The organism is Paraburkholderia sp. J76 (genome assembly GCF_905220295.1).
Classification (GTDB): Bacteria; Pseudomonadota; Gammaproteobacteria; order Burkholderiales; family Burkholderiaceae; genus Paraburkholderia.
In genome coordinates, this window is sequence record NZ_CAJMZJ010000001.1 from 307,515 (window position 1) to 323,026 (window position 15,512).

13 protein-coding genes are annotated in these 15,512 nt (G+C 63.1%); 8 read left to right on the forward strand and 5 right to left on the reverse strand.

Annotation, left to right across the window (positions count from 1 at the left end; translation table 11 throughout):
* The 3 genes from U5768_RS01435 to U5768_RS01445 all read right to left on the reverse strand — a co-directional run bounded on the left by U5768_RS01435 (position 1) and on the right by U5768_RS01445 (position 2,992).
* The gene (locus tag U5768_RS01435; protein WP_322028596.1) at positions 1-1,212 is read right to left on the reverse strand and encodes an acyl-CoA dehydrogenase family protein; all 1,212 of its coding nucleotides are present in this window, start codon (positions 1,210-1,212) and stop codon (positions 1-3) included.
* Positions 1,213-1,424: 212 nt separating this feature from the next.
* Entirely contained in the window at positions 1,425-2,192 is a 768-nt protein-coding gene (locus U5768_RS01440; RefSeq protein WP_322028597.1) for a TetR/AcrR family transcriptional regulator, read from the reverse strand.
* A gap of 92 nt (positions 2,193-2,284) precedes the next feature.
* Positions 2,285-2,992 (reverse strand): TetR/AcrR family transcriptional regulator, encoded by a 708-nt coding sequence (locus tag U5768_RS01445; protein ID WP_322028598.1) that lies wholly within the window; start codon positions 2,990-2,992, stop codon positions 2,285-2,287.
* A gap of 165 nt (positions 2,993-3,157) precedes the next feature.
* Between U5768_RS01445 and U5768_RS01450 the strand changes: the two genes are divergently transcribed.
* The 4 genes from U5768_RS01450 to U5768_RS01465 all read left to right on the forward strand — a co-directional run bounded on the left by U5768_RS01450 (position 3,158) and on the right by U5768_RS01465 (position 8,238).
* Positions 3,158-4,006: a fumarylacetoacetate hydrolase family protein gene (locus U5768_RS01450; RefSeq protein ID WP_322028599.1), complete on the forward strand. Its 849-nt coding sequence runs from the start codon at positions 3,158-3,160 to the stop codon at positions 4,004-4,006.
* A 98-nt stretch (positions 4,007-4,104) separates the two neighbouring features.
* Positions 4,105-5,049: a VOC family protein gene (locus U5768_RS01455; protein ID WP_322028600.1), complete on the forward strand. Its 945-nt coding sequence runs from the start codon at positions 4,105-4,107 to the stop codon at positions 5,047-5,049.
* Positions 5,050-5,164: 115 nt separating this feature from the next.
* The gene (locus U5768_RS01460) at positions 5,165-6,802 is read left to right on the forward strand and encodes a bifunctional 3-(3-hydroxy-phenyl)propionate/3-hydroxycinnamic acid hydroxylase (protein ID WP_322028601.1); all 1,638 of its coding nucleotides are present in this window, start codon (positions 5,165-5,167) and stop codon (positions 6,800-6,802) included.
* A 167-nt stretch (positions 6,803-6,969) separates the two neighbouring features.
* Positions 6,970-8,238, forward strand: coding sequence for an MFS transporter (locus U5768_RS01465; protein ID WP_322028602.1), 1,269 nt, complete (start codon positions 6,970-6,972; stop codon positions 8,236-8,238).
* A gap of 18 nt (positions 8,239-8,256) precedes the next feature.
* On the opposite strand, the gene U5768_RS01470 is transcribed toward U5768_RS01465, so the two are convergent.
* On the reverse strand, positions 8,257-9,153 hold the full coding sequence (locus U5768_RS01470; RefSeq protein WP_322028603.1) for a LysR family transcriptional regulator: 897 nt from the start codon (positions 9,151-9,153) through the stop codon (positions 8,257-8,259).
* Positions 9,154-9,276: 123 nt separating this feature from the next.
* Here U5768_RS01470 and U5768_RS01475 point away from each other — a divergent pair, with 123 nt between their 5' ends.
* From U5768_RS01475 to U5768_RS01490, 4 genes are all read left to right on the forward strand, one after another.
* On the forward strand, positions 9,277-10,617 hold the full coding sequence (locus U5768_RS01475; protein ID WP_322028604.1) for an MFS transporter: 1,341 nt from the start codon (positions 9,277-9,279) through the stop codon (positions 10,615-10,617).
* Between the two features lie 64 nt (positions 10,618-10,681).
* Positions 10,682-11,764, forward strand: a complete 1,083-nt coding sequence (locus U5768_RS01480) for a porin (RefSeq protein WP_322028605.1) — start codon at positions 10,682-10,684, stop codon at positions 11,762-11,764.
* Between the two features lie 66 nt (positions 11,765-11,830).
* Positions 11,831-12,619 (forward strand): alpha/beta hydrolase, encoded by a 789-nt coding sequence (locus U5768_RS01485; RefSeq protein ID WP_322028606.1) that lies wholly within the window; start codon positions 11,831-11,833, stop codon positions 12,617-12,619.
* Positions 12,620-12,677: 58 nt separating this feature from the next.
* Positions 12,678-13,250 (forward strand): nuclear transport factor 2 family protein, encoded by a 573-nt coding sequence (locus U5768_RS01490; protein WP_322028988.1) that lies wholly within the window; start codon positions 12,678-12,680, stop codon positions 13,248-13,250.
* A gap of 494 nt (positions 13,251-13,744) precedes the next feature.
* On the opposite strand, the gene U5768_RS01495 is transcribed toward U5768_RS01490, so the two are convergent.
* Positions 13,745-15,508: a glycerol-3-phosphate dehydrogenase/oxidase gene (locus U5768_RS01495; RefSeq protein ID WP_322028607.1), complete on the reverse strand. Its 1,764-nt coding sequence runs from the start codon at positions 15,506-15,508 to the stop codon at positions 13,745-13,747.
* Between the last annotated feature and the right edge of the window lie 4 nt (positions 15,509-15,512).

A 15,512-nucleotide genomic window follows, 5' to 3' on the forward strand; every position in this document is an offset into this window, starting at 1 on the left:
TTAGATCAGCGGCGTGTCGGCGGGCTGACCGCAGGCGAGGCGGCCGTAGGTCTCGAAGTTGGTTGTGGGCGCAACGATGCCGTGCAGCGACGCTACGCGAGCGTCGTGCCATACGCGTGCGAACGGATTGCCGAGCGAGGCGAGCGAGCCGCCCGACGCCGTGGCCAGCGAATCCACTGCGTCCCAGATCAGCGTTTCGGCGAAGCCCACGTCGCGGCGCACCTTCGCGCGATCCATGTACGCCATGTACTGGCCCGAAGCCGCGCTTGCGTCGAGCGCATCGGCGTGCTTTTCGATGATGGCGCGCGCGGCGTCGAGTTTCGCCGAGGCGAGGCCGACCTGAAGATGCGTAACGGGTGCTTCGGCCTGCTTCGTGTACCACGTGTACTGGATGCCGCGGCGCGGCAGCAGTTCGAGGAACGTGTCGAGCGCGTTGCGCGCAATGCCGAGTGCCGGGAACGTGAGGATGATCGCGAGCATCGGTATGCAGGCTACGCGGTAGAGCGGCTCGCCGGCGAGGTGCGTGGCGCCATACTTGCCTTCGATCGCCTGGCTCATCGAAGCCACGTGCGTGTCGGGCACGAAGAGATTCGTCACGCTCACGCTGGAACTGCCGGTGCCGCGCAGCGCCATGACGTTCCAGTCGTCGAGCGTGCGTACGTCGCTTGCGCGCACGAGCGCCACGCCCTGGTCGATCACCTTGCCGCTCGCATCGACGATGGGAATGCCCAGCAGGTCCCAGTTCGCGTGATAGATACCCGAGTTGAAACCCCACACGCCTTCTTCGATCACATAACCGCCGTCCACTTTTTTCACGCTGGCTTTGCGCGGCGAGAGCACGCCCACCACGCGGGCACGTTCAGGACCGCCAAATACTTCGTCGGTCACGCGTTCGTCGAACAGCGCGGCGGCAGCCCACGTCGTCACGTTGATAAGCGCTGTGACCCACGCGGTGGAAGCGTCGCCGCGGCCGATTTCGGCTACGACCTCGAGAAATGTGCGCACCGAAGCCTGCTTGCCGCCGTAGCGGCGCGGCGTGGTGAGTTCGAGCAGACCTGCGGCGTTCAGGTCGTCGATGGTTTCCTGCGGCAGGCGCGAAAGCTGATCGATGGCCGAGGCGCGTTGCTTGAGCGCGGGTACGAGCGCGGTGGCGGCGGCTACGAGTTCGGCTTCGGCGCCGAAGGTGGCGGGAAGGGTGCTGGGTGCATTCATGGTGTCGTCCTCAGGTGTCTCACGGTGTTTTTGATATTGTTATCAAAAATGATGAAAGCATCAATAAATTGATTGCCTGGTGCTTTCCCTGGCGAGCATGCGGCGTGGGACGCTGGAATTAAAGCGGGGAAGGGGACGAAGCGAAACGCGGCAGACCGCTTGATCGCGGTCTGCCGGCGAGAGGGCAAGTGCGGAGAAGGAAGATGTAGCGCTTAGGCGCGCGAGGCCGAGGCATGTTCCGCCTCGTATTGCTGGGCGGCCTTCATGATGCGGGGAATTTCCTGGTCGCGGATGCCGAGACCTCGCAGTGCGAATTCGGTGAAGCGATCGACGGATTCGGGCGGCCGGCGGCCTTCGAGCACCTGGCGCAGCACATGTAGCGCTCCGCCGATGATGCAGTCCATCGTGGCGAGCACGTCGGCGCAATGGAACCGGCCTGCGTCGACGCCGATGCGGATGTCGCGCGCGAGTCTTCCGCCCATCGTCTCCACGAGGTCGCCAACACTCGAAGCCGCGTGAACGAAGAACCATCCCCAGATCGGGTCGTCGAGCGTGTGGCGCATCGTCTGGCGAATGTTGAGGCCGACGATGACCGCGATATCCGCATCGGCGGGGCGGATCCGGTCCAGCAGGTCCGCAATGGCGAGCATGTCTTCGATGAAGACGGCGCGCGCGATTTCGTCCTTGCTCGAAAAGTAGTTGTAGAACGAGCCGAAGGCGACGCCCGCCTCCCCGGTGATGTCGTTGATCGCCGTGCCCGCGATGCCGTTGCGACCCATCGCTATGCGGGCCGCCTGCAATAATTTCGCGCGCGTGCGGGCACGAACGCGTTCGTTTACGCGCGGCGCGGCTGCGGTTTTCGCGGGCGGTTTTGCGGGTTTTTTTGCCGCGGCTGCTTTTTTTGCGGGCGCGTCGGCCGAGCCTTTGCGGGAGACTTTGCGCTCTTTCGCTGCAACGGGACTTCGGCGGTCGGTGGGCATGGCGAGTCAGGTACCGGATGGACGCGTCATTATTGCTGCGCGCAACGGAAATTGATAGTTGCGCGCCGCCGGGTTCGCCGCCGCAGCGCCCGTCAATCTTGCGGCTTCGCTTCCTGCGCAGTGTCGTCCACGCGGCGCACGCGCTCGAAAATGGCGCCGCGCGGCTGCGGGCAATCGACGAGCGGCGCCCACGCCAGCTTGCGCGCTTCCTGCGCGCCGACACCGAACGCCTGCAACAACGCAAACATCGACTGCTCGGTATAGTCCTCGGGCGCCTCGCCCGACAGCAGCGTTTCGATGCCATACATGATCGAGCCGAGCGCGATATCGCGCGCGACCGCCACATGGCCGACATGCAATCGTCCCGAATCGATGGCCGTCTGCAAGTCGCGCGTGAGGTATTCGTCGAGCAACCGGCCGCGCGAGCCGCGCCGTGTGCCCACGCGCGTAATGAATGCGCCCCACAGCGGATAACGCGCTGCCATCAGCATGTAAAGCCGCGAGCCCGTCACCACGCGCTGCGCGGGATCGCTCACTTGCAGCACGAGCGGGTCGATCACGCTGAGCACTTCGTCGCTGGTCTCGCCCGCGACGGCCCCGAGCAGTTCGCCAGTAGTCCTGAAGTAGTTGTAGAACGTGCCTCGCGCCACGCCTGCGGCGGCGATGAAGTCATCGATCATCGGCGCGTCGGGGCCCTTTTCCGCGAAAACGGCGAGTGCGCTTTCGATCAGCTTGTTACGCGTCTTTTCACGGCGCAACGCCCCTACGCGGCTCTGGTAGTTCTCAATCGGAGCCTTCATTTTTTCTCCCGTTCATTCGGCCCTGCATTACGCGCCCCATCCGGGTTTGTCCTGGCCGATTTCTAATTGACGATTTTATCAAATCAACTAGAATCGTGAATTGACAAATGTGTCAATTCGTTGCCGGGTGCTCCGCAACACCACGGCGAGCAACAGGAGATGGAAATGCGATTGGTCAGTTTTGAACGAAACGGCAAGGCAACGCTGGGCGTGCGCGACGGCGACGCGGTGCGCGTGCTGGGTGAGGAAACGCTGGAATCGCTGCTGGCCCGCGGCGCGAATCTCGCCGATCACGCTAGCAGCGCGGCAAGTCAGGAGCGCCTTGCAGCGAGCGAACTGAAGCTGCTGCCGCCGCTGCAGCGCCCGCCGAAAATCATCTGCGTGGGCCTGAATTTCGCCGATCACACTTCCGAAAGCCAGTACAAGCAACCGGACTACCCCACGCTCTTTTTCCGCGTTGCGACCAGCCTGATCGCGCATGACGAGCCCATGATCCGCCCGGCCGTGACCGATTCCGAAGGGCTCGACTTCGAGGGCGAGATTGCCGTGGTGCTCGGCAAGGGCGGCCGCCATATCGGCAAGGACGATGCGCTCTCGCACGTGGCGGGCTATTCCGTCTTCAACGACGGTTCCGTGCGCGAATACCAGTTCAAGACGCCGCAATGGACCGTGGGCAAGAATTTCGACGGCACCGGCGCTTTTGGCCCCGATCTCGTGACCGCCGACGAACTGCCGCCCGGCGTGAAGGGCCTGCGCCTCGAAACGCGTCTGAACGGCGAGGTGGTGCAGTCGGCGAGCACGGACGACATGGTTTTCGACGTCGCGAGCCTCATCAGCATCATCAGCGAGGCCATCACGCTCGAAGCCGGCGACGTGATCGTGTCCGGCACACCCGCGGGCATCGGCTGGGCACGCAACCCGAAGCTGCTGATGAAAGCGGGCGACGTGTGCGAAGTGAGCGTCGAGAAGATCGGCACGCTCAGAAACGTGATCGCCGACGAAGCCGCGCGCTGAGCCGCCGCTGAGCCGTGCCGCCGCGTCGTGCATTCAGCGGCGCAATTTCCACGAGCCGGCCGCAGAGCCGGCGCATCACCCGATTCAAGGAGACGGTCATGTCCGACCCGGCAGTCGTTTCGGCGCGCGCGAGCGTGCATTCAATCGATCACTTCGCCCTCAACGTTCCCTCGATCGACGACGCGGCGAAGTTCTATCGCGCCTTCGGGCTCGACGTGGCGACGGCAGGCGCGCAAGCCGGCGAGCTTGAGTTGCGGGCCGGCGACGGTCATCGTTGGGCGCGCATTTTGCCTGCGCCGTTCAAATCCCTGGCATGGCTAAGCTTCAACTGCTTCGAAGCGGACGTGGAGGCGTTGCGCGCCCAGGTGGAAGCGGCCGGCGTGGCCGTGCTGAACGAATCCGTGCCCGATGCGCAGGGTTTCTGGTTTCGCGATCCCGATGGCAATCTCATCCAGGTGAAGGCCGGACCGAAAACCAGTCCGTCGTCCAAGCACGCGTGCGTGCTCGCCGGTAGCGCCGCCGACGAGCGCGGTTCGCATACGCGATCCGAATCGAAAACGGTGCGGCCGCGGCGTCTCTCGCATGTGCTGCTCTTTACGCCCGACGTGCTGCGCGCGCTCGACTTTTACGGCAAGGCGCTGGGCCTGCGGCTTTCCGACCGCTCGCGCGACATCATCGCCTTCACGCACGCCCCGCACGGCAGCGATCACCACCTCGTCGCGTTCGCCAAAAGCAGCGCGCGCGGCTGGCACCACGCGGCGTGGGACGTGGACAACGTGAACCTCGTGGGCGAGGGCGCGTCGCAAATGGCGGCCGCAGGTTATACGAAGGGCTGGGGCACGGGGCGGCACGTGCTCGGTTCGAACTATTTTCACTACGTTGAAGATCCCTGGGGCTCGTTCTGCGAGTACTCGGCCGATATCGACTTCGTTTCGGCCGGCCATGCATGGCCCGCAGGCGACTATGCACCCGAAGATTCGCTTTACCTCTGGGGACCGGCGGTGCCCGCGAACTTCATCCACAACACCGAAGCCCCCGCTTAGGGCGGCACGCGCGCAGCTGCAAGGCTGAACGAACTCTCTTTCACGGATGTGCACTGGATGGCCGCCAGACTAGCTGGCGCCAGGGCACGACTCGCTTTTTTGCAGGTGAACTCAAATGGCTGACCAGAATCTTCTCGACGTCGTCATCATCGGTTACGGCCCTGTCGGGCAATCGCTGTCCATTCTGCTCGGCGAGCGCGGCTACGACGTCGCGGTCTTCGACCGCTGGCCGTCGCTTTATCCGCTGCCTCGCGCGGTGTTTCACGATCACGAAATCCGGCGCGTGTTTCATGCGATGGGAATTGGTGAGGATGTCGAATCGATTTCCCAACCGTCCGCGACTTATCAATGGTTCAACGCCGACTGGAAAACGCTCGTGGAAATCGACTGGTCCGCGGAATCGATCAGCGACGGCCCCGTGGGGTATCTGTTCAACCAGCCATCGCTCGAGGCGCTGCTCGACCGCAAGGCGAAGTCGTTGCCCAGCGTCTCGGTCAATCAGGGCTGGGAAGCCGTTGAACTGCGTCAGTTTCCCGATTGCTGCGAGGTGGTCCTGAAGCAGGGGCGCATGACGAACGGCGCCTGGCAGACGACGGGCGAGACGCGTACGGTGCGAGCCCGCTATGTCGTGGGGGCCGACGGCGCCAACAGCTTCGTGCGCCGCTCGCTGGGCGTGACCTTCGAGGACCTGGGATTCCAGGAAGACTGGCTCGTCATCGACCTGAAGCCGAACGAGGGTGTGAAGCTCGACGTGCCCGACATCGGCCAGTGGTGCAATCCCGCGCGCCCGACCACGATGGTCCCGGGCGGCCCCGGCTACCGGCGCTGGGAATTCATGCGCCTGCCGCACGAAACACTGGAGGACCTGCAAAAGCCCGAGAAAGTATGGGAACTGCTCTCGCCGTGGGTCGGACCGGATCGCGCCACGCTGGTGCGCTACGCGGTCTACACGTTCCGCTCGCTGATCGCGCAAACATGGCGCAAGTCCCGCGTGCTGCTCGCGGGCGACGCCGCGCACCAGATGCCGCCGTTCATGGGCCAGGGCATGTGCTCGGGCCTGCGCGACACCTGGAATCTCGCGTGGCGCCTCGACCTCGTGCTCAAGGGCATTGCGGGTGCCGCACTGCTCGACGGCTATACGCCCGAGCGGCGCCCCCAGGTTCGCGCGGTCATCGACGCGTCGATTGCCATGGGCAAGGTCGTGTGCATCTCGGACCCGCAGGAAGCCGCGCAGCGCGACGAGGCGTATCTGTCGGGCCAGGTGCCGGCGCTGCCGCCATTCCCGGGCCTGACCGACGGGCTCATTCGCGCCGACCAGAACTCTGCGGCAGGAGGCATAGGCGGGCAGCTCTGCGTGCACGGTCAGGTGCGAAACGACGGCGAAGTCATGCGTTACGACGACGCCATGCCGAACGGCTTTCACGTGATCGCGCTCGATGCTGACCCCGATCGCTATCTGGACGGCCAGGCGAAAGAAACGCTGGCTGTGATCGGTGCGCAGACGATTGGCATTACGCACGATGAAAGCCGGGTCGTGGCGGGCCGGGTGTTGTTCGACGTGAGCGGGAAGTACGAGGCATTCTTCAACGAGCACGGCGCCAAGGCGTTGATCGTGCGCCCTGACTACTACGTGTTCGGTGCGGTGAGCGAGTTGACGGAGCTTGCGGGCCTCGTCGGCATGCTCGCCTCGGGGCTGGCGCTCACGGGCGGGCACGGCGTCGCGCAGGAATGCCCCGTGAGCGCCCAGGCGTGACGGAGTAGCGAAAGGCCTGGCGGAAGGCGTTGTGCGTCTTCCGCCAGGACGATAGTGGAGGTGTTAAAAGTAAGCGCATCATAAAAACGTAGGATAACGAAATAAAAAAGGATTGATCGTAAACCCGAAGATCAACCGGAAACAGACATCAAACCGGAGACGTGGACATGGATAGCACAAGCAACGCGCGGTGGGACACCGCGTATGAATGGAAAGCCGTACTCCTTCTTTCGCTCGGGTTCGGGCTGGTGGGCATCGACCGGTTCATGATCATGCCGCTCTTTCCCGTCATGATGAAGGACCTGCATCTCGACTACCAGGATCTTGGCTATATCACGGGGGCGCTCTCGGTTGCATGGGGCTTTTCCGCCGTGTTCATGGGGAACCTGTCCGACCGCATCGGGCATCGCAAGGTGATCATTCCCGCTATCGTCATGTTCTCGCTGCTCGCGGGGCTCAGCGGGCTCGCCACAGGGCTCGGCACGCTGATCCTCATTCGCGCGGTGATGGGGCTCGCCGAGGGCGCGTTCACACCCGCCAGCATCGTCGCGACCATCGATGCGTCGCGGCCGAGCCGGCACGGACGCAACGTGGGCATCCAGCAGATGGCGTTGCCGCTCTTCGGGCTCGGACTCGCGCCGATCATCGTGACCCAGTTGCTGAAGGTCATGCCCTGGCATTCGATCTTCGCCATCGTGTCCATTCCGGGTCTTGTCGTCGCGCTGCTGCTCTGGAAGATTCTGCGCAACAGGAAGGCGTCGGGCGCAGCGGTCCACACCGTCACGCACGACGTGAGCGGCCACCGATGGAGCGACGTGTTCCGCTACCGCAACATCCCGCTGAATATCGTCGGCATGTTCTGCTGGCTGACGTGTCTTGTCGTGCTGACGGCGTTGCTGCCGAGCTACCTCGTGGACTATCTGCATCTGGAAATGCAGCAGATGGGCTATGTGCTTTCGGCCATTGGATTCGGCGGCATGCTGGGCACGGTGACGATGCCTGCGCTATCGGACCGTCTCGGGCGCAAGCCTGTAATGATTTTCTCGGTAATGGGCGCGGCCCTCTTTCTCACGCTGCTCACGCGCACAGGGGCGAACGCTACCGCACTGTTTGTCTATCTGATGCTGACGCTGCTATTCGTCTTCAGCATGATTACGCTCACTGTGGGGCCGTTGAGCGCCGAATCGGTGCCGGCGAAATTGATGTCGACGGCATCGGGGCTCGTTGTGGGCGTAGGCGAAGTGTTTGGCGGCGGCGTTGCGCCTGCGATTGCGGGTTACGTCGCCAAACACTTCGGCATTCAGTACATCATGACGCTCGGTTTCGTCGCGCTCGCCGTGGGCCTGGTGGTCGTGCTCAACCTGAAAGAGACCGCGCCCGCGCGCGTGGCGAGGCGAGGGGCGGCGAATGCGGCGGCAACCGGCGACGCGCTATGAACGCCGGGCATTCGCCCTTCACTGTCCCAACGTGCTTGCCACGAGCGCGCGGAACCAGCGGTGGCCCGCGTCGTTGTGGTATCGCGCATGCCAGAACTGTTGCACCGTCAAATCGTCCAGTGCAATGGGCGGCGCAAAGACATCGACGGCGGCAAGCCGCGAAAACAGATCGGCCAGTTCTTCGGGCACGACGGCGATGTAGTCGGAATTGGCTACGAGACTGGGCACGGCCAGCAGATAAGGAACGTCGACGCCGACCTTGAGTTTCACGCCGTGGCGGCGCAACTCCTTTTCTAGCAACTGGTTGGTGAGGGCAAGCGTTGCCGACACGACATGCCGGCTCGCGATGAACTGGTCGAGCGACATGTTCACCGTCTTGCGCTTGCCGCTTCCGCGAATGATGCCAACGAGCGGCCGGGTGAATAGCGCCTGTTGATGCAGATTTTCGCCAAGCCGCCCGAGATAGCCGACCGCGAGATCCACCGCGCCGTCCTGCAACGCGGACGCCAGTTCGACGGGCGGCATCTGGATCGGGCGCAGCGTGGCGCCCGGAGCCTTCGCATGGAGCGCGGCGAGCAGTTTTGGCAACAGGACGATGACGCCCATGTCGCTCAGGCACACCGAAAACGTGCGGGTCGTGCTCGCGGCGTCGAAAGACTTCGCCTGCCAGATGTCCTGCCGGATGACGGCCAGCGCGCGTTGCACGCCTTCGATGACTTTTTCTCCAACGGGCGTAGGCGCCATGACGGCGCCCGCTCGCACGAACAGGTCGTCCTGAAAGAAGCTGCGTTGACGGGCAAGCGCGTGGCTGACGGCAGGCTGCGTGAGCCCGAGGCGATCCGCGGCGCGGGAAACGCTGCGCTCCTCGGCGAGTGCTTCGATGACATACAGGCTGTTCAAATCCGGCTGACTCATCTATGCACCCAATTCATTTTCTATATGAAATTCATTGTATAGATTTATGACGCCAGTGCGTATAACTTTGCAGCCGGGCAATCGACCGCGAACGAAACGCGGCAAAACATCAGGAGACAACCCATGTCGGGCAGCGCCACCACAGTGGAAGAACTGATCAACGGAAGAAAAACATCAGGATTGCAAATTATCGTCCTGATTCTCTGCTTCATGGTCGTCGGGATGGACGGATTCGACGTTGCGTCAGCCGGCTACGTCGCGCCGCTGCTCAAGCGCGAGTGGCTTCTGGAGCCGCAGCAACTCGGCGCCATTTTTGGCGCCGGACTTCTCGGCCTGACGGTGGGCAGCTTCGTGTTCGGTCCGCTGGCGGATCGCATCGGGCGCAAGCGGACCATTGTCGTTTCCGTGATTCTCTTTGGCATTGGCAGCCTGCTTACTTCGGCGGCGCCGACGGCCGGCTGCTTCATCGCGCTGCGGTTTCTCACGGGCGTGGGACTTGGCGGCGGGATGCCGACTGCGATCACGCTAAGTTCGGAGTACAGCCCGGAGCGTCACCGCCCGATGCTCGTCACGCTGATGTTCTGCGGTTTCACTATTGGCCTTGCGTTCGGCGGTCAGCTTGCCGCGCTGATCATGCCCGCTTATGGCTGGCGTGGCGTGTTCGTGGCGGGCGGCGTCGCGCCGCTCGTGTTTGCGCCGGTGCTCTGGTTGCTGTTGCCGGAATCGCTGCGTTTCATGCTGGGAAAGCCCAGGTACGCAGGCGAGGCGCAGCGTCTCCTTGGCCGCCTGAGTGGCGATGCCGCAATCGAGCCCGGCAAGCTCGATCGTTCGGCGGCGGCCCAGTCCATGCAGGAAGGTTCGAAGCGGCCCGCGGCGACGCTCTTCAATGCGCACTACCGGATGGGCACGCTGCTGCTGTGGGTCGCGTTCTTCTGCACGTTGTGGGTGTACTACCAGATCAGTAGCTGGCTGCCTTCGGTACTCGCCGATTCGGGCATGAATGCCGCGCGCGCCGCGCAGGTTAGCTCGCTGCTGCCGGTGAGCGGCACGGTCGGCGCGTTGATCAATGCAGCGCTGATGCGGCGGATCAATCCGTTCGTCGTGCTAAGCGCTTCATACGTGATGGCCGCCGCTGCGATTGCCTGCATCGGCCCGGCAATGGGCAACCCGACGATGCTCGCGCTTGCCGTGTGGTTTTCGGGCCTCGGGCTCTCGGGCGCGCAGACCGGCGCGAACGTCCTCGTGGCGGGCTTCTACGAAACGCGCGCCCGCGCGACCGGCGTGAGCTGGGCGCTAGGCGTCGGGCGGGTGGGATCGATCATCGGCTCGATGACGGGCGGCGTGCTGCTCGCGCTGCTGCAGTCGCCCCGCGTTGCGTTTCCCGTATTCGCGCTGCCCGCGCTGGTCGCCGCCGTAGCGATGTCGGTAACGGGGCGCCTGTATCGCGGCAAGGCGGTGAACTGAAGCCGGAGCGGATGTGGTTCGTTCCGCGTCCGGCGAAACGATAAAAAATAACCTGGAGACGTCAATGAAGAAACTGGCAACGGCGGTATCTCTCGCGTGCGTGACGCTCGGCGCACACGCACAAGGCAGCGCGACCATTTACGGCTTGCTCGACGAAGGCTTTACGTTCGTGACCAACGAACTGGGCAGCCACAATTACAAGCTCGACAATTCGATCCTGTACCCCAGTCTCTTCGGAATCAAGGGATCGGAAGACCTGGGCGGCGGCACGAAGGCGATTTTCAACCTGGTTTCGCAGTTCAATCTCGGTACGGGTGCATCGATGCCGGCCGGTTCGATCTTTGGACGTAACGCGTACCTCGGTCTGACCGACGATCGATACGGTACCGTCACGTTTGGCAACCAGTACGACTTCATGACCGACACGCTTTTCTACGGCGGCTACGATGCGAGTTATGCTTACGGCGGCCTCTATAACCTGCGGCAAGGACCGTTTGCGAAACTTGGCATTCCCGAGAATCCAACGGGCGCGTTCGAATTCGACAACGTGGGCGGCGCGCACCGCGTACAGAACTCGGTCAAGTACGTAACGCCCAATCTCGCCGGATTTTCGGCGGGCGCCATGTATGGCTTCGGCGGCGTGGCGGGCTCATTCCAGGCCGACCGCACGGTAGGCTTTTCGGCGAACTACACGGCGGGGGCGATTTCCCTGGGCGGCGCGTATGTCGACGCTCACTATCCCGAACTCGCCAACGGCCAGGAAGGCATTCGCAACTACGGCTTCGGGGCGCGGTACGACGCGCTCGGCAATCGGTACAACGTGCTTTTCACCGATACAAAAAATACGCTGACGGGTGGCGAAGTGTGGGTCGTCCAGGCAGGCATCATGCGTTGGCTTAACGACGCGTGGCTCATCGGAACCAATTACCAGTACATGAAGGGGAACGCAAAGGTATCGCACAACAAGGCCAGCCAGGTGACCGCTGCGGTGCAGTATCTGCTCTCGAAGCGGACGACAGTGTACCTGGAGGGCGTATTCCAGCAGGCGGGGGGAGACGGACAGGCAAACGCATGGATCAACGGCCTCTCGCCTTCCGGTTCGAACCGGCAGACGGCGTTGCGCGTCGGTCTCGCCACGCGGTTCTGAGGGGCGGAGTGCATCGCCGATGCGATCCAGTCGATAGCGAAAACTTGCAACAGCAGAGTGACGAAAATGGACGAGAAACAATACAGCGGTCCGGGACAGATGATAGTTGACGAACGCGGTCGTGGGCCGCGCGTCGTGTTCATTCATGGCGGTGGCGCTGGCGGCGCGATGGCGTGGCAGGAACAATGGCCGCTTGGCGACGCCTGGCGTCTTGTCATGCCGGCACGCCCCGGCTATGGCGCGAGCCCTTGGCCCGGCAACGAGGATTTCGAGCGCGACGCCGGTTACGTAGCAGATCTAATCGAACCGGGCGATCACGTGGTCGCGCATTCGTATGGCGCCGCCGTTGCGATGCTGGCGGTAGCGAAGGATGCGAGTCGCGTGGCGTCCCTGACGCTGATCGAGTCGGGCACGAGCGACATCGCAAAGGAAGATCCCCGCGTTACAGCCTTCCACTACGCAACGCTCGGGCTGGCCGCGCACCCACCCGCGGACGACGAAGCGTATCTGCGCACGCTCTTCAGGATTCTGGAGCCCTCCAGGGCGCTGCCCGACCCGTTGCCGCCGCCGCTGCGCGCGTTTGCCGGCCACTTGCGACATTTCCGTTCGCCATCGGAAGCGATCGTGCCTGTGCGCGAACTGGCGGCGGCCCGGTTCCCGAAGCTTCACGTTTCCGGCGGCCATAGCGCGGCCTACGAGGGTATTACCGATGCGCTCGCTTCGCAGCTTGGCGGGGAGCGCATCGTGATCGAGGGAGGCGGTCACACTCCGCAGCGGACCGGCGAGCCGTTTAATGCGGTGCTGCGCCGATTTCTCGGCGGTAAGACGCTGTCGGGTCGAGACTCGGCTGCATAACTCAAATTCACGGGGGCATCGCAGTGCTGCCCCTAATCAAAGGAGTACGAACATGACGATGAACGCTGACGATCGCTGGCAGATCAACGACCTCATGACGGGATGGATTCATCGCGATCTGAGCGAATGGGACCAATTGCGCAATTTGTTTCATCCGGACGGAGAGATAGAGGTGACATGGTTTGAAGGCAAGGCTTCGGATTTCGTGGACGCTTCCATGCGCATGGGCGCATCGGCGCTGAAAACGAAACACCTTATCGGCTCGCCGGTCGTGACGTTCAACGGCGATCGCGCGCTGGTCGAAACGAATGCCGTTATCGTTGCCGATAATGCCGCGCTGAATCTGGGCTGCGCGGCCCACAACCGGTTCTTCGACAAGGTGGAGCGGCGCGACGGCGTCTGGAAACTGGTCAAGCGTCAAAGCATTTACGACATGGGTTCGTTTACTTTTCCGGGCGGTATCGTCGAGATCGAGCAGGCGGTGGTCGGGAAATATCCTCGGGAATATGCGGCGCTTGCCTATCTGCTCGAAAAGAGCGGCTTTCCGGTTGGCCGTGTTTTCGCAACTCGCGGAAGCGAAATCGAAAGGAACATGAAGGCCGAGGCGCGGCGGTGGCTAGAGGGCGCGTAAGCGGGCTGAGGGGCGGCTTGCGGATAACAACTTGATCGGGACGGTGGTCGGCCGCGCCATTTACACAAATTAATGATTATCCGATTTGTGCGCAGCCACGGATCAGGCACCGTCTTGGCGGTTGATAGCCCATGCAGATTCGTAAGAGATATGAAAACAGGAACACGGCCCGTACTCAGGGCGCTGTCATTGGTAGCGGCGGGATTCTTCGCCCATGCGGTATTCGCGCAGAATCCGCCGCGCAATACGTTCGGTTTCAGGATGCCCCAACAGGAAAGACCGAACAGGCGCCCACTGCAAATCGGGCCGCCGCCTTTCGCTCTGCATCGTTCGCCCGTAACTACGGCGCCAGCCGGCACCGAAAAGAGCTTAGGGGAACTACTGGCGCAACACCCCGAGATACAGACGCACTCTCATATGACCTACTACGGTCCTACCATCTACATGGGGCAGCGGGCGCGCCTTCAACCGCCGAATAACGAGTTGCCGCCGCACTAGCGCACGACGGGCGCACTGAACTGGCCCGATGCGCCAGGCAATGACCCCGCGCCGCAAAGCACAATACCGTGGCGCTCGCGCGCAGTCTCGCGCGTCGCCTCGATTTCCCGAAGCGTGCGAGCGGCATCCCATCCCAGCGCCTGCGCGGCAATGGCGGAAGTCTCCAGCAACGAAGCGTTCGTCAAACGCCCTGAAATCGCAATGGTCGTGCGGCGGAAAAGCAGGTCGGCGAGATGCGTCACCATGTCGTGCTCACACAGGTATTGAATCTCGCGCGCCGTGTATCCCGGCTCGCTCGTAAGCGAACGGTCTGCGCATGCGTCCTGCGCCTGCGCGCAGAATGCGGCAACCGCGGCCGCCGCCGTGCCATAGCGCGCGAAAAGCGCCTCGGCCCGCGCGGCCGGAATATCGTTGCGCTGGGCGATTTCGCCGATCCACGCTGTCCTTTTCCCGCTATCGTGCGGATAGTCGCGGCCGCCGCCAATCGGCTCGTGCCGCGTGCTGATTTTGCGCGTGCGTCCGAGGCGTCTGAGCGTATCGTCGGCGACGGATTCCGCGAAGCCGCGAAAGGTCGTCCATTTTCCGCCTACCAGCGACAAAACGGGAATCTGCGTACCCGGCAGTCGATCGACGTGCATGACATGATCGCGACTCACGTCGCCAGGATTCGCCGCGTCGGACCAGGGTAGAGGCCGCACGCCGCTGTACCGGAAAGTAATATCGGACTCCTTGAGATCGACGCGCGGAAAGACTTCGCGCAAAACGCCGAGCATGTAGGCGACTTCGTCGTCTTCGCAGCGCACGCCGTCCGGGTCGTCGATGCGGATATCCGTGGAGCCGATCAGCAGCTTGTCCATGAACGGATAGATGAGCGAGATGCGACCGTCCTTCGAGCCGTAGTACACCATGCGGCCGCGCAGTTGCGCATGGAGTTCGGGATGATCGACGATCAAATGCGACCCCTTCGCCGCACCGATATACTTCCGCTCGATTCCTAGCGCACCGTTGACGCGGTCGATCCACGCGCCGCCCGCATTGACGACGATGCTGGGCGCGACAGCCATGCGTTCCTGCGTCACGAGATCGCGCAGCCATACAACGCCGTTCTCCGCGCGTTCGACGCTCACGTAATTGGCCGCGGCAGCCTGCTCGCAAGCGGCGAGCCCATCGGCGACGAGTTCGAAGTTCAGCCGTTCGGCCTGCGTCACGCGCGCGTCATAATACGTGGCCGTCGCCTTGATCGAGGGATCGAGCAGCGGCAGGCTCCGCAGCGACTGCTTTCTGAGCGCGAAGCGATGCCGCGGCATCGTGCGGTCGTGGCGGCCGAGAAAGTCATACATCGCGAGGCCGATCTTCGAAATGAGCGCGCCCCGGTCGGTCAGCTTTGCCTTCATGCCGAAGAAGCGGCGCGCGGACGCGATCGTTCCTCCGAAGTATGAATGAACCGGTAAAACGGTTTCGAGCGGCAGCACGTAATGCGGCGCGTTTTTCAGCAACAGGTTGCGCTCCAGCGTGGATTCGGCCACGAGGCGAAACTCGCCCGTTTCGAGGTACTTCACGCCGCCGTGAATAAGACGCGACGGCGCGCTGCTCGCGCCGGAAGCGAAATCCGCCTTGTCGATCAGCAGGCAGTCCACGCCTTGCAGCGAGAGATCGCGAAAGAGGCCCGCGCCGTTGATGCCGCCGCCGATAATCAACACGCTGACTTTGGGTTGTTGCTTCAGCCGGTCGAGAAAGAATTCGCGGTTTCGTTGCGTCATGGTT

Coding starts and splice junctions, on each gene's coding strand:
- U5768_RS01435 (WP_322028596.1), bottom strand. CDS start 1,212: ATGAATGCACCCAGCACCCTTCCCGCCACCTTCGGCGCCGAAGCCGAA.
- U5768_RS01440 (WP_322028597.1), bottom strand. CDS start 2,192: ATGCCCACCGACCGCCGAAGTCCCGTTGCAGCGAAAGAGCGCAAAGTC.
- U5768_RS01445 (WP_322028598.1), bottom strand. CDS start 2,992: ATGAAGGCTCCGATTGAGAACTACCAGAGCCGCGTAGGGGCGTTGCGC.
- U5768_RS01450 (WP_322028599.1), top strand. CDS start 3,158: ATGCGATTGGTCAGTTTTGAACGAAACGGCAAGGCAACGCTGGGCGTG.
- U5768_RS01455 (WP_322028600.1), top strand. CDS start 4,105: ATGTCCGACCCGGCAGTCGTTTCGGCGCGCGCGAGCGTGCATTCAATC.
- U5768_RS01460 (WP_322028601.1), top strand. CDS start 5,165: ATGGCTGACCAGAATCTTCTCGACGTCGTCATCATCGGTTACGGCCCT.
- U5768_RS01465 (WP_322028602.1), top strand. CDS start 6,970: ATGGATAGCACAAGCAACGCGCGGTGGGACACCGCGTATGAATGGAAA.
- U5768_RS01470 (WP_322028603.1), bottom strand. CDS start 9,153: ATGAGTCAGCCGGATTTGAACAGCCTGTATGTCATCGAAGCACTCGCC.
- U5768_RS01475 (WP_322028604.1), top strand. CDS start 9,277: ATGTCGGGCAGCGCCACCACAGTGGAAGAACTGATCAACGGAAGAAAA.
- U5768_RS01480 (WP_322028605.1), top strand. CDS start 10,682: ATGAAGAAACTGGCAACGGCGGTATCTCTCGCGTGCGTGACGCTCGGC.
- U5768_RS01485 (WP_322028606.1), top strand. CDS start 11,831: ATGGACGAGAAACAATACAGCGGTCCGGGACAGATGATAGTTGACGAA.
- U5768_RS01490 (WP_322028988.1), top strand. CDS start 12,678: ATGAACGCTGACGATCGCTGGCAGATCAACGACCTCATGACGGGATGG.
- U5768_RS01495 (WP_322028607.1), bottom strand. CDS start 15,508: ATGACGCAACGAAACCGCGAATTCTTTCTCGACCGGCTGAAGCAACAA.